Source organism: Pantoea sp. RG18 (assembly GCF_025910075.1).
GTDB lineage: Bacteria > Pseudomonadota > Gammaproteobacteria > Enterobacterales > Enterobacteriaceae > Pantoea > Pantoea agglomerans.
Genome location: NZ_JAPCIL010000006.1, coordinates 317,934 through 336,003 on the forward strand (window position 1 = coordinate 317,934; position 18,070 = coordinate 336,003).

The 18,070-nt window shown below is 55.7% G+C and carries 19 protein-coding genes; 5 read left to right on the top strand and 14 right to left on the bottom strand.

The features are described 5' to 3' along the window. Positions 1 to 8: 8 nt before the first annotated feature. Positions 9 to 740 carry an arginine ABC transporter substrate-binding protein gene (locus OK409_RS08165; RefSeq protein WP_010254425.1) on the top strand — a complete coding sequence of 244 codons (732 nt, stop codon included), beginning with the start codon at positions 9 to 11 and terminating at the stop codon, positions 738 to 740. On the opposite strand, the gene rlmC is transcribed toward OK409_RS08165, so the two are convergent. From rlmC to OK409_RS08215, 10 genes are all read right to left on the bottom strand, one after another. Then, complete coding sequence (gene rlmC / locus OK409_RS08170; protein ID WP_264366959.1) at positions 719 to 1,909, bottom strand: 23S rRNA (uracil(747)-C(5))-methyltransferase RlmC; 1,191 nt, start codon at positions 1,907 to 1,909, stop codon at positions 719 to 721. The genes OK409_RS08165 and rlmC overlap by 22 nt on opposite strands. Positions 1,910 to 1,950: 41 nt before the next feature. Beyond that, positions 1,951 to 2,418, bottom strand: a complete 468-nt coding sequence (locus OK409_RS08175) for a YbjO family protein (protein ID WP_010254423.1) — start codon at positions 2,416 to 2,418, stop codon at positions 1,951 to 1,953. Positions 2,419 to 2,493: 75 nt separating this feature from the next. Beyond that, positions 2,494 to 3,339: a putrescine ABC transporter permease PotI gene (potI, locus tag OK409_RS08180; protein ID WP_010254422.1), complete on the bottom strand. Its 846-nt coding sequence runs from the start codon at positions 3,337 to 3,339 to the stop codon at positions 2,494 to 2,496. Further along, positions 3,336 to 4,298: a putrescine ABC transporter permease PotH gene (gene potH, locus OK409_RS08185; protein ID WP_010254421.1), complete on the bottom strand. Its 963-nt coding sequence runs from the start codon at positions 4,296 to 4,298 to the stop codon at positions 3,336 to 3,338. The genes potI and potH overlap by 4 nt, the downstream gene beginning before the upstream one ends. A gap of 9 nt (positions 4,299 to 4,307) precedes the next feature. After that, positions 4,308 to 5,441, bottom strand: a complete 1,134-nt coding sequence (gene potG / locus OK409_RS08190) for a putrescine ABC transporter ATP-binding subunit PotG (RefSeq protein ID WP_010254420.1) — start codon at positions 5,439 to 5,441, stop codon at positions 4,308 to 4,310. A 122-nt stretch (positions 5,442 to 5,563) separates the two neighbouring features. Further along, positions 5,564 to 6,673, bottom strand: a complete 1,110-nt coding sequence (gene potF / locus OK409_RS08195; protein ID WP_264366960.1) for a spermidine/putrescine ABC transporter substrate-binding protein PotF — start codon at positions 6,671 to 6,673, stop codon at positions 5,564 to 5,566. A 386-nt stretch (positions 6,674 to 7,059) separates the two neighbouring features. Further along, positions 7,060 to 7,539, bottom strand: a complete 480-nt coding sequence (locus OK409_RS08200) for a YbjN domain-containing protein (RefSeq protein ID WP_022625960.1) — start codon at positions 7,537 to 7,539, stop codon at positions 7,060 to 7,062. Positions 7,540 to 7,626: 87 nt separating this feature from the next. Further along, a complete protein-coding gene (gene rimK, locus OK409_RS08205) occupies positions 7,627 to 8,529 on the bottom strand; it encodes a 30S ribosomal protein S6--L-glutamate ligase (protein WP_264366961.1) in 903 nt (300 codons plus the stop codon). A 20-nt stretch (positions 8,530 to 8,549) separates the two neighbouring features. After that, positions 8,550 to 9,272, bottom strand: coding sequence for an oxygen-insensitive NADPH nitroreductase (gene nfsA / locus OK409_RS08210; RefSeq protein WP_158149446.1), 723 nt, complete (start codon positions 9,270 to 9,272; stop codon positions 8,550 to 8,552). Between the two features lie 16 nt (positions 9,273 to 9,288). Then, positions 9,289 to 9,540, bottom strand: a complete 252-nt coding sequence (locus tag OK409_RS08215) for a DUF1418 family protein (RefSeq protein ID WP_010254414.1) — start codon at positions 9,538 to 9,540, stop codon at positions 9,289 to 9,291. A 255-nt stretch (positions 9,541 to 9,795) separates the two neighbouring features. On the opposite strand from OK409_RS08215, the gene OK409_RS08220 reads away from it, so the two are divergent. Then, on the top strand, positions 9,796 to 10,059 hold the full coding sequence (locus OK409_RS08220; RefSeq protein ID WP_010254413.1) for a GrxA family glutaredoxin: 264 nt from the start codon (positions 9,796 to 9,798) through the stop codon (positions 10,057 to 10,059). A gap of 88 nt (positions 10,060 to 10,147) precedes the next feature. On the opposite strand, the gene ybjM is transcribed toward OK409_RS08220, so the two are convergent. Beyond that, on the bottom strand, positions 10,148 to 10,513 hold the full coding sequence (ybjM, locus tag OK409_RS08225) for an inner membrane protein YbjM (protein ID WP_010254412.1): 366 nt from the start codon (positions 10,511 to 10,513) through the stop codon (positions 10,148 to 10,150). A 258-nt stretch (positions 10,514 to 10,771) separates the two neighbouring features. On the opposite strand from ybjM, the gene OK409_RS08230 reads away from it, so the two are divergent. Both OK409_RS08230 and ybjG read left to right on the top strand, forming a co-directional pair. Further along, positions 10,772 to 12,460, top strand: coding sequence for an aspartate:alanine antiporter (locus tag OK409_RS08230; RefSeq protein ID WP_264366962.1), 1,689 nt, complete (start codon positions 10,772 to 10,774; stop codon positions 12,458 to 12,460). Between the two features lie 403 nt (positions 12,461 to 12,863). Then, positions 12,864 to 13,469: an undecaprenyl-diphosphate phosphatase gene (ybjG, locus tag OK409_RS08235; RefSeq protein ID WP_010254408.1), complete on the top strand. Its 606-nt coding sequence runs from the start codon at positions 12,864 to 12,866 to the stop codon at positions 13,467 to 13,469. 263 nt (positions 13,470 to 13,732) lie between these two features. On the opposite strand, the gene OK409_RS08240 is transcribed toward ybjG, so the two are convergent. Further along, a complete protein-coding gene (locus OK409_RS08240) occupies positions 13,733 to 14,935 on the bottom strand; it encodes a serine hydrolase (protein ID WP_010254406.1) in 1,203 nt (400 codons plus the stop codon). Positions 14,936 to 15,207: 272 nt separating this feature from the next. Here OK409_RS08240 and OK409_RS08245 point away from each other — a divergent pair, with 272 nt between their 5' ends. Then, positions 15,208 to 15,864, top strand: coding sequence for an HAD family hydrolase (locus OK409_RS08245; RefSeq protein ID WP_022625965.1), 657 nt, complete (start codon positions 15,208 to 15,210; stop codon positions 15,862 to 15,864). 208 nt (positions 15,865 to 16,072) lie between these two features. Here OK409_RS08245 and OK409_RS08250 read toward each other — a convergent pair whose 3' ends face one another. Both OK409_RS08250 and OK409_RS08255 read right to left on the bottom strand, forming a co-directional pair. Beyond that, on the bottom strand, positions 16,073 to 17,209 hold the full coding sequence (locus OK409_RS08250; RefSeq protein ID WP_010254401.1) for a PQQ-dependent sugar dehydrogenase: 1,137 nt from the start codon (positions 17,207 to 17,209) through the stop codon (positions 16,073 to 16,075). 115 nt (positions 17,210 to 17,324) lie between these two features. Beyond that, positions 17,325 to 17,984 (bottom strand): DUF3313 domain-containing protein, encoded by a 660-nt coding sequence (locus OK409_RS08255; protein WP_022625967.1) that lies wholly within the window; start codon positions 17,982 to 17,984, stop codon positions 17,325 to 17,327. Positions 17,985 to 18,070 lie beyond the last annotated feature (86 nt).

Sequence of the window (18,070 nt, forward strand, 5' to 3'; positions counted from 1 at the left end):
ATCATAAAATGAAAAAATGGATTGTTGCCGCTGCGCTGGCTTCACTGGCACTTACCGCCCAGGCAGCGGAAAAGATTCGCTTCGCCGCCTCAGCGACCTACCCGCCGTTTGAATCCCTGGATCGGGAAAATAACCTGGTGGGATTCGATATCGATCTGGCCAAAGCGCTGTGCCAGCAGATGAAAGCGGAGTGTACCTTTACCAACAATGCTTTCGACAGCCTGATCCCGTCACTGAAGTTCCGCCGCTATGACGCGGTGATTTCCGGCATGGATATCACCACTGAGCGCAGCAAGCAGGTCGATTTTACCCAGCCTTATTACGCTAACTCCGCCATCGTGATCGCCCGTAAAGGCCAGTTCAGCAGCTTTGCTGAGCTTAAGGGCAAGCGCATTGGCGTGGAAAACGGCACCACTCACCAGAAGTACCTGCAGGATAAGCATCCGGAAGTGAAAGTGGTGGCCTATGACAGCTATCAGAATGCGATTCTGGATATGAAGAGTGGCCGGCTGGATGGCGTGTTTGGCGACAGCGCGGTGGTGAATCAGTGGCTGAAGACCAATGCGGATCTCGCCACTGTCGGTGAACATGTTACGGATGCGGACTACTTTGGCACCGGTCTCGGCATTGCCGTACGCAAAGGCAATACGGCGCTTCGCGATCAGTTTAATCAGGCGCTGAACGAACTGAAAGCCAACGGCAGCTGGCAGCAGCTTAATCAGAAGTGGTTCCCGGAGTAATTACCGGCTGAGGCAGCCTCTGCCGATGCTTTCCCGGACGCGTGCTGACGGCGGGTTAACAGCGTCAGCACTTCAAAATGGGCGGTGTGGGGAAACATATCGAACAGTTGCACCTTCGTCACCTCATAGGCGCTCAGTCGGGCAATATCCTGCGCCATGGTCTGCGGATTACAGCTTGAATAGAGCAGATAATCCGGGGCCATCTGGCTAAGATAGTCACACAGCGCCTCACCAATTCCACGACGCGGCGGATTAACCAGCACCAGCTGCGGCACCGCATCGCGTCCGGTCGCAAACGCCGTAGAATCCAGCGCCGCAAACTGCACTTTTTCCAGCCCCAGCATCTCAGCGGAACGCTGGGCGCATTTTATCGCCTCGGCGCTGATCTCAATGCCTGTCAGTTCCATCTCCGCTGTCGCGCAGTGCAGACCAAAACCGCCTACGCCACAGAAGAGATCCCACATGCTGTTGACCCGCAGCGCCCTGACCCAGTCGCGCGCGGTGGCATAGAGTGCGCTGGCAACCTGCGGGTTGGTCTGGAAGAAGCTTTGCGGGCGGATCCACAGCGGCACGCCGTTGAAGTTCTCTGCCAGCGACTGCGCGGGCGTCAGCGCAATCTCCTCTTCCCCCTCCAGAATCGCCATATGCACCGGCTGAATATTGGCAGAGATCACCGCCAGCTGCGGCAGTTGCTGTTGCAGCCACGGCAATGCGGCGCGCAGCTGTTCCAGTTTCGCGGTTGAACGCAGGACAAAGCGCAGCATCACGCCGCCCTGCTGGCTTTCGGTTATCAGCAGGAATTTGAGTTCGCCGCGTTTGCGCGCCACGTTATAGGGCGTCAGTCCGGCACGGGCGATAAAGGGCTTAAGTGCAGCAAAAACCGGCTGGAAGCTGGCGGGATAGAGCGGACAATCGCACAGATCCACAGCTTCACCATCCGGCTTGCTCAAACCCAGCACCGGACGCTCGACGCTGCCACTCACCACCATTTTGGCTTTATTACGAAATGCCTGCTGCGGTGATGCGACCGGCGGCAACCAGGCAGCGACCGGCTGCTCAGCCAGTAACTGTTCCAGCAGCGACTGTTTGTCGTTCAGCTGAGTGGGATAGGGTTTTTCCAGCCACTGACAGGAGCGGCAACGGTTAGCGTCATAAAGCGCGCAGTGCATGGTAAAGCCTTAACGATCGGGTCGGGCGGAGCGCGATTGTATCATCGCTTCCTGAAAAAAGCGCGGCTGCTGGCAGGCAGAAACAGCAGCAGGAGCACCAGCAGATCGGGGATTTTCTGCGACAGGGTATGGTGGATAATCTGGACGTTATTGTCGCCATCAATGCTGAAAATCTCGGGGTAGATCCAGCCCAGCGAGGCGACCAGCATATAGCTGAGCACAATCACCTGCGTCGCCACATAGCCCCAGCGTCCACGGTTACTGCCGCGCATCAGGGTAAAGGCGCAGCGCAGTTCGAACAGGAAGATCAACTGGCTGGCGACAAAGATGAGTGTCGCGTCCCAGGACTGGGCGCTGCGGTGAACAAAATTGGCGAGTTCACTGTAACCCAGCTCATTTGCCAGCATCAGGACGCTCAGGCAGCGGGTCGCAATAATAGCAATGCCCGCAACCGTCACCGGAACCGGCGCGATTGAAAGCGTGGCACTGCTTTTGAAGATTTCTGACATAGTCCGTGACTCCACCTGATCGAAAAACGGGCCGGTCAGACCGGCCCGTTCATATAGTGGCAAAGGTTACGGATTTCAGCCACGTTTAGCTTTCTGAATATCGCTTAAACGTTGTTTTTCTTCGTGTGCCATCACCCGCCAGGCGATAAAACCCACTAAACCGACCACAAACAGGATCAATGAAGCCAGCGCATTGATTTCCGGGTTAACGCCGCGTCGCACGGTGGCGAAGATCGCCATCGGCAATGTGGTGGCACCCGGCCCGGTCACAAAGCTGGCAATCACCAGATCGTCGAGTGACAGGGTAAACGCCAGCAGCCAGCCGGTCACAATAGCCGGTGCAATCATGGGCACGGTAATCACAAAAAAGACCTTCAGCGGCGTTGCGCCTAAATCCATCGCCGCCTCTTCGATGGAACGGTCCAGCTCACGCAGACGCGAGTTAATCACCACGGCCACATAGGCGGTACAGAAGGTGACGTGGGCCAGCCAGATGGTCAGCATGCCGCGTTCGCTCGGCCAGCCAAAGGCGTTGCCCATTGCCACAAACAGCAGCAGCAGCGACAGGCCGGTGATGACGTCGGGCATCACCAGCGGCGCGGTGAGCATAAAGGCAAAACCGTTGTGGCCGCGGAAGCGACCAAAGCGCACGATAATCACCGCCGCCAGCGTGCCCAGCACCACCGCCATGGTGGCGGAGAGACCGGCAATGCTCAGACTCAGCAGCACGGCGTCAATCATCGCGCTGTCCTGGAAGAGCACCCTGTACCAGTGGAACGAGAAGCTCTCCCACACCGTCACCAGCGGTGAGCTGTTGAATGAGTAAACCACCAGCAGAAGCATCGGCGCATAGAGGAACAGGAAGCAGCAGACCAGAATACCGGTACGCCAGGGTGAGCGAATGGTTGGCAAATTATTCATGCCTTCTCTCCCATTTCACGGTTTTGATGCTTGTGGAACCAGATGATCGGCAGAATCAGGATCAGCAGAATGATAACCGCCAGCGCGGAGGCCACCGGCCAGTCGCGGTTGTTAAAGAACTCCTGCCACAGGATACGGCCAATCATGATGCTGTCCGGGCCACCCAGCAGTTCAGGGATCACGTACTCCCCCACCGCCGGAATAAACACCAGCATCGATCCGGCGATAATGCCCCCTTTTGTCAGCGGGACAATCACGCTGAAAAAGGTCTTCAGCGGACGCGCACCCAGATCCAGTGAGGCTTCCACCAGCGAGTAATCAATGCGGGTCAGCGCGGTGTAGATTGGCAGCACCATAAACGGCAGATAGCAGTAGACGATACCGATATAGACCGCTGTATTGGTGTAGAGGATCACCAGCGGATGATCGATCACCCCCAGCCACAGCAGGAACCGGTTCAGGATACCGTTGTTGTTAAGCAGCCCCATCCAGGCGTAGACGCGCACCAGAAATGAGGTCCACGACGGCAGGATCACCAGCAGCAGCAGAATGGTGCGCATGGATGGCTTGCTGTGCGCCACGGCCCAGGCGAGCGGGTAGCCAATCAGCAGACAGATCACCGTGGAGATCGCCGCCACTTTCAGCGACTGCAGATAGGCATCGACGTAGAGCGGATCGTCGGTCAGCGTCAGGTAGTTGCCGAAATTGAGCACAATGCTGAACTGGTCATCAGCCCAGCTCACCAGCTCGGTGTAGGGGGGAATCGCACGCGCAATGTCCGCGAAGCTGATCTTCAGCACCGTCAGAAACGGCAGCAGAAACAACAGCACCAGCCAGACATAAGGCAAGGCGATCACCAGCTTGCGGCCATGCTGCATTTTTATCCGCGTGGCCCAGCGTTGCAGCGGCGTGCCGACCAGTCGGGCAGGCGCTTTAGCGCGTTGGAAAATCTGGCTCATAGCCGCTCCTTAAACCGTCAACACCACGCAGCTGTCGCATTCCCAGCAGAGGCGGACTTCATCACCCCAGGTCGGCAACCCTTTGCGGTAGCGATGCGCGTTTTGCAACTGTGCGCTGATCATCTGTCCGCTGTGCAGACGGACATGGAAGATAGAGAGGTCGCCGAGATAGGCGATGTGGACCACTTCACCCACCGCAAAGTTACAGCCATCGGCAGGCACCTCATCGCACAGCATCACTTTTTCCGGGCGCAGCGCGACATGGACCGGAACGTTATCCACCACCGAGACATCGGAGTCGACTTTCAGCGGATGCATCAGGCCGGGACTGTCGATCACCAGGCCATCCGCCTGACGTTCACGCAGTAAGCCTTCGAAGACGTTAACCGAACCGATAAATTCCGCGCTGTAGCGGCTGGTAGGATGCTCGTAGATCTCCTCCGGCTCGCCAATCTGCACGAACTTGCCGCGATTCATAATCGCGATACGGCCCGCCATGGTCATCGCCTCTTCCTGATCGTGCGTCACCATCACACAGGTGGCGCCAACACGCTCCAGAATATCGACCACTTCCAGCTGCATCCTGTCGCGCAGCTTCTTGTCCAGTGCCCCCATCGGCTCATCCAGCAGCAGCAGTTTTGGCCGTTTCGCCAGGCTGCGGGCCAGCGCCACACGCTGACGCTGACCACCGGAGAGCTGGTGCGGTTTGCGTTTAGCAAACTCCTGCATATGCACCAGCGCCAGCATCTCTGCTACCCGGCTGGTGATCTCCCCTTTCGGCAGCCGATCCTGTTTCAGACCAAAGGCGATATTCTGCTCCACCGTCATGTGGGGAAACAGCGCGTAGGACTGGAACATCATGTTGATCGGGCGCTGATAGGGAGCAACGTGGGACAGATCCTGGCCATCCAGCACAATCTGCCCGCTGGTTGGCGGCTCAAAACCGGCCAGCATGCGCAGCAGCGTTGATTTACCACAGCCCGATGCGCCCAGCAGGGCAAAGATCTCACCTTTATAAATTGTCAGGCTGACATCATCCACGGCGTGTTGCCCGTCAAAGGATTTGGTCAGATTGCGAATTTCCAGCAGTGGCGTTAACGCCTTTGCGGTTTTATTTTGAGGACGGGGAATGGCATCGTTCACAAAGGTTCTCTCCGGAGCCAGGCGGAACATGGCGACAAAATTTGCCGCTAAAAATGGCACAACAGAGGCCGACACCGCGCCTCTGTTGCTGATACATGACAGGTCAATCCGTTAAGGACGAATTACTTACCACTTTTTACTTTAGTCCATGCGCGCGTACGCACACGATCCAGTTTAGGATCCTGGACTTTCAGCACAAACAATTTCGACATCGCTTCTGGCGTCGGGAAGATACCCGGGTTGTTGCGGACGTCGGCATTGATCAGCGGCAGCGACGCTTTGTTGCCGTTGGCGTAGTTCATTTTGTTGGAGACATCGGCGATCACTTTCGGATCCATGATGTAGTTCAGCCAGGCGTAAGCACCATCGAGGTTTTTCGCATCTTTCGGGATCGCCATCATATCGAAGAAGGCCAGTGCGCCCTCTTTCGGAACGCTGTAGCCCAGATGCACGCCATTTTTCGCCGCATCAGCACGGTTTTTCGCCTGCAGAATATCGCCCGACCAGCCAATGGCGACGCAGATATTACCGTTGGCCAGATCGTTGATGTACTGCGACGAATGGAAGTAGCGGATATTCGGACGCAGTTTCAGCAGCAGGTCAGTGGCCGCGCCGGAATACTCTTTGGCATCAGAGGTGTTAGGATCTTTGCCCAGGTAGTTAAGCACCGTGGCGAAAATCTCTTCTGGGGCATCCAGGAAGGAGACGCCGCAGCTTTTCAGCTTCTCCAGGTTTTCCGGCTTCAGCACCAGATCCCAGCTGTTGACCGGCGCATCAGCGCCCAGTGCGGCCTTGACCTTGTCGACGTTGTAGCCGATACCGGTAGTGCCCCACAGATAGGGAATGGCATATTTATTACCCGGATCGTGCTGCGCCACTTTTTCCATCAGCGCCGGATCGAGGTTTTTGTAGTTAGCCAGTTTGCTCTTATCCAGCGGCTGGAATACCCCGGACTGCAGCTGACGCGCCAGGAAGCTGGAGGATGGCACCACCACATCATAGCCGGTGCTGCCCGCCATCAGTTTGCCTTCCAGGACTTCGTTAGAGTCAAACACATCGTAGACCACTTTGATGCCGGACTGCTTTTCAAAGTTCGGCACGGTATCTGGCGAAATATAATCGGACCAGTTGTAGACGTGCAGCGTTTTATCTTCCGCCATGCTGCTGGCCGATGCGGCCATCAGCGCAGCAGCTACCACAGCTGACAGCCATTTCTGACGTGAGTTGAACATATTTTTCCATCCTCCTGAGCGGGTCATTACAACGCTGCAAACCAGAGATCCCTGCATTGCGTTCTGTACAAGACGTCAGTGACACAATGAATCATTATTCAGCGGGAGTTTAATAGCAAAAACCTATAGCTGAGGCGCAGTTACGCGCCTGTTACAGCCCCGCAAGCATAGCCCCCCCGGTCAGGCTTCACCAGACCCCAGCGTAAAAAACGCCTGAAAGCGATATTTTATGCATGTTTGAGCTATGAGGTTCGGCTTTGATGGCATAAACCACGACTAATATCTGGCGTTAAAGGGCAAAATGCAGAATAAAAAATTATCGCGGCAGCGGATGGCGGGCATAAAAAAGCCGTCTCAGGGACGGCTCAGTGTGTGACCATGTCTGGCTAGTGCAGCACAGAATGAACGCTGGTCACCGGAACGTGCTCTTCTTCTTCGCCCACGATCAACAGATTGTTGGCAAAGGCTTCCAGGATCACCATCGAGATCTGCTCTTCACTCTGTTTCATAAAGTGCGAGAACTGACCAAAGGTTAACCCGGCGGTGGTAATCATTGACTGACAGACAATGAGTTTCGGCAGATTATCATCCTGAATGTCGATAAATGCTTTCACCGTCAGCGAACTGGCATTGATCTGCGACAAATCGCCAACCAGTGGAATCAGCGCCGTCGGCTTCACTTCAGCCAGCGCCGAAAACAGAATGACGTTGTCGACCAGATCGATTTTGGCGTCAAACACCCCATCGAAGTTTTGCATGTGCGGCAGATGAAGTGCCTGACAGGCATCGCATTCGAACCAGGTGATATTTTGCTGATCCAGCCAGCGACGCAGCAGGTCGATATCCGGAACGACAAGAGAATCCATCGTAAAATCCCAGTGGGGTGATAAACAGGCGACTTAGCTTACGGAAAAATGCGCGACGATGCCATGAAAACCGCTGAAAAGCGCGTGTCAGCCAGCGGTTTTAGGACGGAGCCCGGGGATGGCCTGCTGCTCAATCCGCTCGATCATCAGGGCGGCGATGTTAAGGTCACTGCTGGTTTCAATGCCTTCAAGACCGGGCGAGGCGTTAACTTCCATCACCAGCGGGCCGCGATGGGCGCGCAGAATATCGACGCCCGCCACTTCCAGCCCGAGCGTAGCCGCCGCTTTCACGGCGATCTGGCGCTCCTGTTGCGTAATGACGACGGGATAAGCTTTGCCGCCGCGATGCAGATTAGAGCGAAAGTCGCCCTCTTTCGCCACCCGCTCAATCGCTGCCACCACCTGATTGCCAATCACCAGACAGCGAACATCACGACCCTGCGCTTCTTTAATAAACTCCTGCACCAGAATATGGGCATTCAGGCCGCGAAAGGCATCGATAACGCTTTCCGCCGCCTGCCGCGTTTCCGCCAGCACCACGCCAATGCCCTGGGTGCCTTCCACCAGCTTGACCACCAGCGGCGCGCCGCCGACCAGGGCAATCAGATCAGCGGTGTCATCGGGCGATGAGGCAAAGCCGGTGACCGGCATGTCGATACCTTCCCGTGCCAGCAGCTGCAGCGAGCGCAATTTGTCACGGGTGCGGGTAATGGCAGCGGACTCATTCAGCGGATAGCTGCCGCACATCTCAAACTGTCGCAGCACGGCCGTGCCATAAAAGGTAATAGGGTTGCCGATGCGCGGGATAACCGCATCAAAATGGCCCAGCGGTTCACCACAGTAGTGAACCGCCGGTGAGGCGGGATTAATATTCATATAGCAGGAGAGCGGATCGATGATCCGGACCAGGTGGCCGCGCGCGGCGGCCTCCTCACGCAGTCGCCGACTGGAGTAGAGCGTCTCATCACGCGACAGGATAGCTATCTTCATCGCTGCTCTCCCTTACTGGCTTAACGCGTGGCCCAGCCCTGCTGATGCAGATAATCGAGCATAAACGGACGCGTCTCTTTAATGATCAGGCGCTGGATCAGCTCACTCCAGGTTTCGCTGCGCTGGTTGCTGCCGCGCTGCTGATAATAGAGTTCTGTGCGGCTATCGTATTCGGCCAGTACCGCCGGATCCAGCGGCTGATAGCGGTTCTCATGCACCAGCATCGCGTGCGGCATACGCGGTTTGACGTCCGGCTTTGACTCCGGATGGCCCAGGCAAAAACCAAACAGCGGCAGAACAAATTTCGGCAGGCCCAGCAGTTCGGTCACTTCCGCGATGCTGTTACGGATTCCGCCGATAAAGACGCCGCCCAGATCCAGCGATTCCGCTGCGACCATGGCATTCTGACCCATCAGCGCGGTATCGACGCAGCCCAGCAGCAACTGCTCGGCACGACCCAGCTGCGCATCAGGGCAAATCTGCAGGTGGCGATTAAAGTCAGCGCAGAAGATCCAGAACTCAGGCGCATCCGCGACCCAGGTCTGTCCGCCCGTCAGCGTCACCAGCTTGTCGCGCAGGGCTTTGTCGGTGATACGGATAATGGAAGAACACTGTAAAAAACTGGATGTGGACGCCGATTGCGCCGCAGTAATAATCGCTTCACGCTGTGCTTCGCTGACCGGCTGGTCAGTAAAGGCACGGATTGAACGATGGCTGCACAGTAAATCAATGGTCGGTGTCATAAAGTCTCCAGCAATATTATCTTTTTTTGTCAGTTTGATTAAACAGCTGTGGTGCTATCGCTTTCGCGGTGCGCCACATTAACAGCCAGGCAGCAGGTAGCATCAGAACCACGCCAGCAATAAACAGCACAGTGGCCAGCGTTTTTACATCCGCCTTGTCTGGCAGCGGAAGCCAGTGGTTGATCAGCAGCAGCGCGGCCACGATTAACAGGCCGCCAGCCGCCTCCAGCACCACCACAAACCGGGGTAATCTGGCTACACTCTGCATGATATCCTCCTGCCTTAGCGGCTGACTGAGCGTCAATTATGGTCAACAACCCAAAAATTGCGCGAGATACACGGGCTGACGGCGCGAAAAAGCCTCTGATTCAGAGGCTTCCTGACCGGGCAGCGATAGCGTGCGGGCATCAGACTAACAGGCAAATCCTGCTTTCCTTAAGCGATACGAGCGGGCATCATGGTTGCCATTCTCTGTTTCATTGTGTGATACACATCACATAATAGTCGCTGCAAGGAGTTCTCAATGATTGCTGTTATTTTTGGTCGTCCGGGCTGTCCCTACTGTGTGCGTGCCCATGAACTGGCCGACAAACTAACCGCTGAACGTGATGATTTTAGCTACCAGTATGTCGATATTAACGCAGAAGGCATTACTAAAGCCGACCTGGAAGCGAGCGCCGGTAAACCGGTCAGCACCGTGCCACAGATTTTCGTCGACGAAAAACATATCGGTGGCTACACCGAGTTTGCGGCCTGGACCAAAGAGAATCTGGGATTTGCCGCGTAAGCGCTGATACCCGGAATGAAAAAGGCGAGCCAGGATTTTCCTGTCTCGCCTTTTTGCGCTCTGCCGGTCATCCATCGCCCAACACAGTTTAATTGAGTGATGCCATCACTATCTGCATCAACCGTACCAGCAAAGCCCCGCAGCCTGCCCAGAACAGCGCGCTGAGGCTCCATGCGACCACAAAAAGTGCATTGCTGTGGATAAACAGGCTGCTGTTTAACAGCAGTGCTGCCAGTAACGTTCCCCATAGCCCCATCAGCAGGGTGCTTTTTAGCGGGCTCTCCACCTGCACCAATGCCATCACAATACCGGGCAACATAAAGAGCAGTAATTCGGGCTGACCACGAAGCGGGCCGGGACCGACCTGCCAGAAATGACAGGTAAAGACAAACACCAGACTATACAACACCACGCCGCACAGGCGGGTAGTCCAGAGATAAGAACGCTGCGGCATACCACCCCACTGATTAAAAGTAACCCCGACAATAACCTGCTGATAACCCTGATGCGTTCAGTTGGAAATAAAAAGAAACAGTTCGCTGTGGCAACGAATGAAAACAGCCAATGGCTGTGAAAGATATTTGTGATTAGAATAGCGCCGCGGTAAAGGTTCCATTTGCAGTACTGATGCAACAGCACCTCAACGGCCTGCTCACGATAGCGAAAAACAGGCTACTCTTCAATAGGTTACATGTAAACAAGAAGTTAAACAGTGAATATTAACGTCGCAGGATTGTTAAGCGGAAATGACATTTTGTTATTGTTTGTCGTTTTAGCGCTCGGCTTCTGTCTGGGTAAGTTGCGTCTGGGCTCGGTTCAGCTGGGAAATTCGATTGGCGTATTAGTGGTTTCGCTCTTATTAGGCCAGCAGCACTTTACGATCAATACCGATGCATTGAGTCTGGGCTTTATGCTGTTTATTTTTTGTGTCGGCGTCGAAGCGGGTCCCAACTTTTTTTCCATTTTCTTTCGCGACGGCAAAAACTATTTCATGCTCGCCATCGTCATGGTGGTCAGCGCACTGTTGCTGGCGCTGGGACTGGGCAAACTCTTTGGCTGGGATATCGGCCTCACCGCCGGCATGCTGGCGGGGTCGATGACCTCAACGCCGGTGCTGGTCGGAGCGGGCGATACCCTGCGGCAAAGCATCAGCGATCCGAAACAGCTTGGACTGATGCAGGATCAGCTGAGCCTCGGTTATGCCGTGACCTATCTGATAGGCCTGGTCAGTCTGATTTTCGGCGCACGTTATCTGCCCCGTCTGCAACATCAGGATCTGCCCACCTGCGCCCAGCAGATCGCCCGGGAACGCGGTCTGGATGCGGACAGCCAGCGCAAAGTTTTCCTGCCGGTGATCCGCGCCTATCGCGTCGGTCCGGAACTGGTGGCATGGAGCGGCGGCAAAAACCTGCGCGAACTGGGTATCTATCGTCAGACCGGTTGCTACATTGAGCGCATCCGCCGCAACGGTATTCTCGCCAGTCCCGATGGCGATGCGGTGTTACAGCTCGGTGATGATATCTCGCTGGTGGGCTATCCCGATGCTCACGCCCGGCTCGACCCCAGCTTCCGCAACGGCAAAGAGGTTTTTGACCGCGACCTGCTGGATATGCGCATCGTCACTGAAGAGATCGTGGTGAAAAACCACAATGCGGTAAACAAACGCCTCAGCAAGTTAAACCTCACCGATCACGGCTGCTTCCTGAACCGGGTGATACGCAGTCAGATTGAGATGCCGATCGACGACAGTATCATGCTTAACAAAGGTGATGTGCTGCAGGTCAGCGGCGAGGCACGACGAGTGAAAAGCGTGGCGGATCGCATTGGCTTTATCGCGATTCACAGTCAGATGACCGATCTCTTAGCCTTCTGCGCCTTCTTTATCGTGGGTCTGATGATTGGTCTGATCACCTTCCAGTTCAGCAATTTCAGTTTTGGTATTGGTAACGCCGCGGGCCTGCTGTTCGCCGGTATCATGCTCGGCTTCCTGCGCGCCAACCATCCAACCTTTGGTTATATTCCGCAGGGCGCGCTCACTATGGTGAAAGAGTTCGGTCTGATGGTGTTTATGGCGGGAGTGGGATTGAGTGCCGGTAGCGGCATTAATCACGGCCTGAGCAGCGATGGTGCGCTGATGCTGCTGTGCGGCCTGCTGGTCAGCCTGATTCCGGTGATCATCTGCTATCTGTTTGGTGCTTATGTGTTGCGGATGAACCGCGCCCTGCTGTTTGGCGCCATCATGGGCGCACGTACCTGCGCACCGGCCATGGAGATCATCAGTGATACGGCACGCAGCAATATTCCGGCGCTGGGCTATGCCGGGACCTATGCCATCGCCAACGTGTTGCTGACGCTGGCGGGAACGCTGATTGTGATTATCTGGCCGATATTGCCCCTATAAAATTTTTTTGCCTGCGTCCAGAACTTTATTGTTAAGGGATAGTCATAATAAGTGCCACTGCTTTTCTTTGAAATCCCCAAATTGTGGAGCCCGCTGGTCTTTTTCCCGGCGGGTTTTTTTATGCCTTTTTTCGTCCTTCCCCGTCATTCCCAGCCTGATTCGCAACTTCAAGTGTCATAAAACTTAAACCGTTACACAACTCAACGGCAGATTAAGAGCCTTTCTATAGACGAACAAAACGGTAAAAAGCAGGATAGACCGCTGTTTAGTTAGCAATTTGTGCTGGCTGATTGGGTGAGCGAGCTGTCGCTGACCGTTTTTTTTGCCGCTGTTATCGGGCCGGGCTGGCGGGATGCTGCCAGCTGCCGTTAACCGGACTGTCTGCTGAGGAATTTATCCCGAAATGGAAGAGTTGAACCATTCACTGTTTACTGCCATTAATGCCACACCGGCTTCACCCGCCTGGTTACTGCAGCTGGCGACGTTTTTTGCCAAAGATCTGATCGCCATTGTGCCGCTGTTAATCGTGGCGATGTGGCTCTGGGGACCGCGCGATCAGGTTTCTTCGCAGCGGGTGCTGGTACTGAAAACCGGTATGGCGCTGATCTATGCGCTGGCGATCTCCTGGTCTGTGGGCCAGCTGTTGCCGCATCCCCGCCCTTTCGCTATCGGTTTTGGTTATCAGTTCCTGCATCACGCCGCCGATGACTCCTATCCCAGCGATCACGGCACCACAATATTCACCTTTGCACTGGCCTTTATCTTCTGGCATCGCCTCTGGTCAGGTGTGGTTCTGATGGTGGCCGGTTGCGCTATTGCCTGGTCGCGGGTCTACCTTGGCGTTCACTGGCCAATGGATATGCTGGGCGGGTTCCTGGTGGGGCTGCTGAGCTGTCTGGCTTCGCATCTGGCGTGGCAGTTCTATGGCGAGCGGATGCTGGCGGTAATCAATCCACTCTATCGGTCGCTATTTGCCGTGCCGATTCGCAAAGGCTGGACGCAGGATTAAGAAAGGGACGCGTTAGCGTCCCTGAAGCTGTCGGAAAAAAACTGCACCTGACAGCGGTGAGATCGAGCCTGCGCAGGGAACTGGGTCAGATCGGAAAGACGCAAAAAACGCCATCCATGGCATGCTCGGCCCGCGCCATCCCTGGCGCGGGACGCTTTCCTCTTCTGACCCAGCTCCCTGCGCGCTGAGCTAATGCGTTGCGGTTAGATCCTGTTTTAGAAACAGCGCTCGTCTGAGAGGAACATATCAGCGTCCCTGCTTACTTATGAAAACCACTTCCCGAACCAGCCATTGAATTTCATCATCACGAAATCAATCATCCGGCTGAAGAACCCGCCTTCCGGCACATCCTGCATCACCACCAGCGGCCGCTGCTCAATCGTTTTTCCATCCAGCTGGAAATCGATGGTGCCGACCACCTGATTCTTCTTCAGCGGGGCTTCCAGCTGCGGCGTAGTGAGTCTGAAACTCGCCTTCAGATTCTTCATCTGCCCTTTAGGGATGGTCAGCGCAGCATCTTTCGCCACGCCCAGATTGACCTGGCTGCGATCACCAAACCAGACCCGCTGCTGCGCAAACGGCGCATCCGCTTTAATCGGCGTAACCGTTTCAAAGAAACGGAAGCCCCATGTCAGCAGCTTTTCACTTTCGCGGAAACGAATCGCATCGCTGGCGGTGCCCAGCACCACCGAGATCAGACGCATATCCCCTTCGGTTGCTGAAGCGACCAGGTTATTCCCCGCGCCTGAGGTGTGGCCGGTTTTGACGCCATCAACCTTGAGATTGGTGCTCCACAACAGGCGGTTGCGGTTGATCTGGCGAATATTATTGAAGGTGAACTCTTTCTCTTTATTCAGCGCGTACTCTTCGGGCACATCGCGGATCAGCGCCTGAGCAATCAGCGCCATGTCACGCGCGGTACTGTACTGCCCTTCTGCATCCAGACCATGCACCGTCATAAAGTGGGTATTCTGCAGTCCCAGCGCCTTCACGTAGTTGTTCATCAGGCCGATAAACGAATCCTGACTGCCCGCCACATAATCCGCCAGCGCAATACAGGCGTCATTGCCGGACTGGATCACGATTCCCTTATTCAGCTCATGCACCGGAATACGATCGCCCGGCTTGAGGAACATCAGCGACGAGCCGCGCAGCTTAGGGTTGCCGGTGGCCCAGGCATCCTGTCCGACGGTAACCAGGTCATCCGGCTTGATTTTCCCCGCTTTAATCGCCTGACCCACAACATAGCTGGTCATCATTTTAGTCAGACTGGCGGGGTCGAGGCGCTGATCGGCACTGGATTCGGTTAACACCTTACCGCTGGCGTAGTCGATCAGAATCCACGCTTTAGCATCAATGCCTGGCGCGGCGGGAGCCTGCTCAGCAAAAACGCTGACGGGGGCAAGAATCAGTAATGAAGTGGCAGCAAGGTGCCGCAGGCGAGATGTGAAGCGAGTGTTTGTCATGGGCTTGGCCGGATTGTCCTTGTTAAATCGAAATTCCAGGGGCAGAAAATTCTCACTCAAACGCTAACCCTTGACGGCAGCGAAAAAAACCGTCGAATCGTAAAGTTTTTTAGAGTTTAGTAGAGTAACCCTGGCATAAGTGCCGCGCGCGTGCCGCTTTTCCCCGATTCTGTCGCTATTAAAACTGCGTGAAATTCCGATTTTTCGCAGAAGAGTTAAGCCCGTCACAAATATCAGTTAACCTGAACGCCAGTCAGCCGAGGAGACCGACCATGGACTTAGCCCTTTTTGATCTGGATGAAACACTCATTTGTGAAGACAGCACCAGCCTGTGGCTGCGCTGGCTGGTATCACAGGGATTCGCCCCCAGTGAACTGATTGATCAGGAACAGGCATTAATGAGCCAGTACTATGCCGGTACGCTGTCGATTGAAGAGTATATGAATAAAACACTCTCTCCCCTGGCGGGCATGGCCACGCTTACCGTTGAAGGCTGGGTGCGCCGCTTCATTCACCGCGACATCATGCCACGCGTTTATCCTGCAGCCCGCGAGCGGATTGAGTGGCACCGGGCGCGTGGCGACAAGGTCATGATCATCTCCGCCAGCGGCGAGCATCTGGTGGTGCCGATTGCAGAAAAGCTGGGTGCCTGCGGCGCGCTGGCGATTGGCGTTGAAATCGTGGACGAGCGCTACAGCGGCAACACTTACGGCACCATGACCTATAAAGAGGGCAAAGTCACGCGACTGGGTGACTGGAAAGCGCTGCAGCAGGACGAGGCCTTTGACCGCACCTGGGCCTACAGCGATTCGATGAACGACCTGCCGCTACTGGAACAGGCCGATCATGCCCATGTCATCAACCCTGACGAACAGTTACACAAGGAAGCGTTAAACCGCGGCTGGCAGGTTTATCACTGGGCGCGCTGACTCAGAGCCTGGTCCATCAGGCGTAACTGTTGCTGGCAGCCTGGACACGGACAGCGCGGCACAATCCGTAGTACACGTAGTCCGTGAGGATTACTCGCTGCGCTCGCCCCTTCAGGGCCGCCCTGACGGGCGTTCAGGTTGTTAAAGCAGCCTGTGTGAGCACTGCCCAGGCCCAGACTGACCAATAAAATAGCCCGGGGACAGGCTCTTAGCCGCGGGACGCACCAGCGTCCTGCGCTAATCCCACTTTCAGCAGCTTGCCATTGGCCTCATCGGTCAGCACATAGAGCCAGCCATCCGGCCCCTGACGCACATCGCGAATGCGCGCCTTCTGATCGTCCAGCAGACGCTGCTCTTCCACCACTTTCTCGCCGTTGATACTCAGACGAATCAGGTTTTTCTCTTTCAGAGCGCCGATAAACAGCGAGTTTTTCCACTGCGGAAAACGGGCGCTATTGTAGAACGCCATGCCGCTGATGGCCGGAGAATCCTTCCAGTGATAAAGCGGCGGTTCGGTACCCGCAACCTGTGTGCCTTGTGACTCCGGCACTTTGTCACCGCTATAGTCAATGCCGTAGGTTGCCAGCGGCCAGCCGTAATTCTTGCCCCGCTCCATGATATTCACTTCATCGCCGCCGCGCGGGCCATGTTCATTTTCCCATATCTTGCCGGTCCAGGGGTTAAGCGCCAGCCCCTGCGGATTACGCAAACCATAAGCCCAGATCTCTGGCCGTGCGCCGCGCTGTTTCGCAAACGGGTTATCGTCCGGCACGCTGCCATCGGCGTTGAGCCGCAGCAGTTTGCCCTGCAGCTTATCGAGATCCTGCGCAGCGCTGCTGGCAAAGTTATCGCCGAAGGCGATCCAGAGATAGCCCTGGGTATCAAACGCCAGCCGGGTACCGATGTTGTTGCCGCTGGAGAGCATCGGCGTCTGCCGAATCACCTCGCGGAAATCGCTGAGTTGCCGGTTATCCTTGCTCAGCGTGCCCACGCCTACCACCGCGCCCGCTTTGCCACTGCTGTTCGCTTCGGTATAGCTAAGCCAGACGCGACGACTGGTGGCAAAATCGGGTGCCAGCACCACGTCCAGCAGGCCACTCTGCCGTTCTGCCCAGACCTTTGGCACGCCCTGGATCGGCTGCGACAGGCCGCTCTCCGGGCTCCAGCTGCGCAGTTGTCCGCTACGTTCGGTAATCAGCAGCGTTTTGTTGTCGGGCAGGAAGGCGACGGACCATGGATGTTGTAACTTATCCTGTAATACCTCGACCTTTACGTCGGCGGCAAACAGGGGGGCGGTACAGAACAGGGAGCCACTTAGCAACAAGGCAGTTGAGAAACGGGCCATAACGATCTCCTGACGGGATAGAATGCCCTTAAGCGTAGTCAGCCCCTCTGCAATGATGTTGAGGATTTACAAAAGATTAATCAGGGCGACAGCGCTCTGCTGTCGCCCGTCAGAGTCAGGGCGCGTTAAAACTTACCGTGTCACGCACCATCGTATCGATCCCAGGCTTCAGCTCGTCAAAGGTGATCGGCGTATTGCTGTTACTGACCGTTTTGCCAAAGGCTTTGCGAACCACCCGGATCATCGGTTTGCCCGTCACCGCATCGCTGGCTTCTATTTCCAGAAACAGTTCGCTGTTCTGAGTACGATGCCCTGACGCCGCCATGGTGCTGGCAACGACCGCGGCAACCGGTACCACTTCATAAAACTGCACGCCCTGATTTTCTGCTGACACGGCGGTAATGGCGGCCCTTACCTTCAGAGTATGCGGCGTAGCCTGATTCACCAGCGGCAGGCGGGTGGCTATCGCGCCTTTTAGCTGGATCTCGGTGTAACTGAGCACCTGATCCAGCGTTTGCTGAGTGACGCGTGGCGTGGGGTGCGCCGCCGGGTAGTAGATCAGCGATGTATAAAGCACATCTTTATAATGGCTGCTTTGATAATCGGGTGAAATCCAGCGCAGAGTCGGTTCACCACTGGCTGACGACGTCGGTTGCAACTGGCTGTAATCGCTTAAAAAACCTGAATATTGCTGCTTATCAGCAACATGAGAAGTACAACCACTGAGCAGCACGGCAGAGACCGCCAGAAGAGCAGCAACGGAAGTTTTACGCATCATCAACTCGCTTGTATCAGGAAGGTTTAAGCAAGCATAGATAAGCCAGAGGGGAAATGCAGAATAACAGAGGCGATTTAACGCTG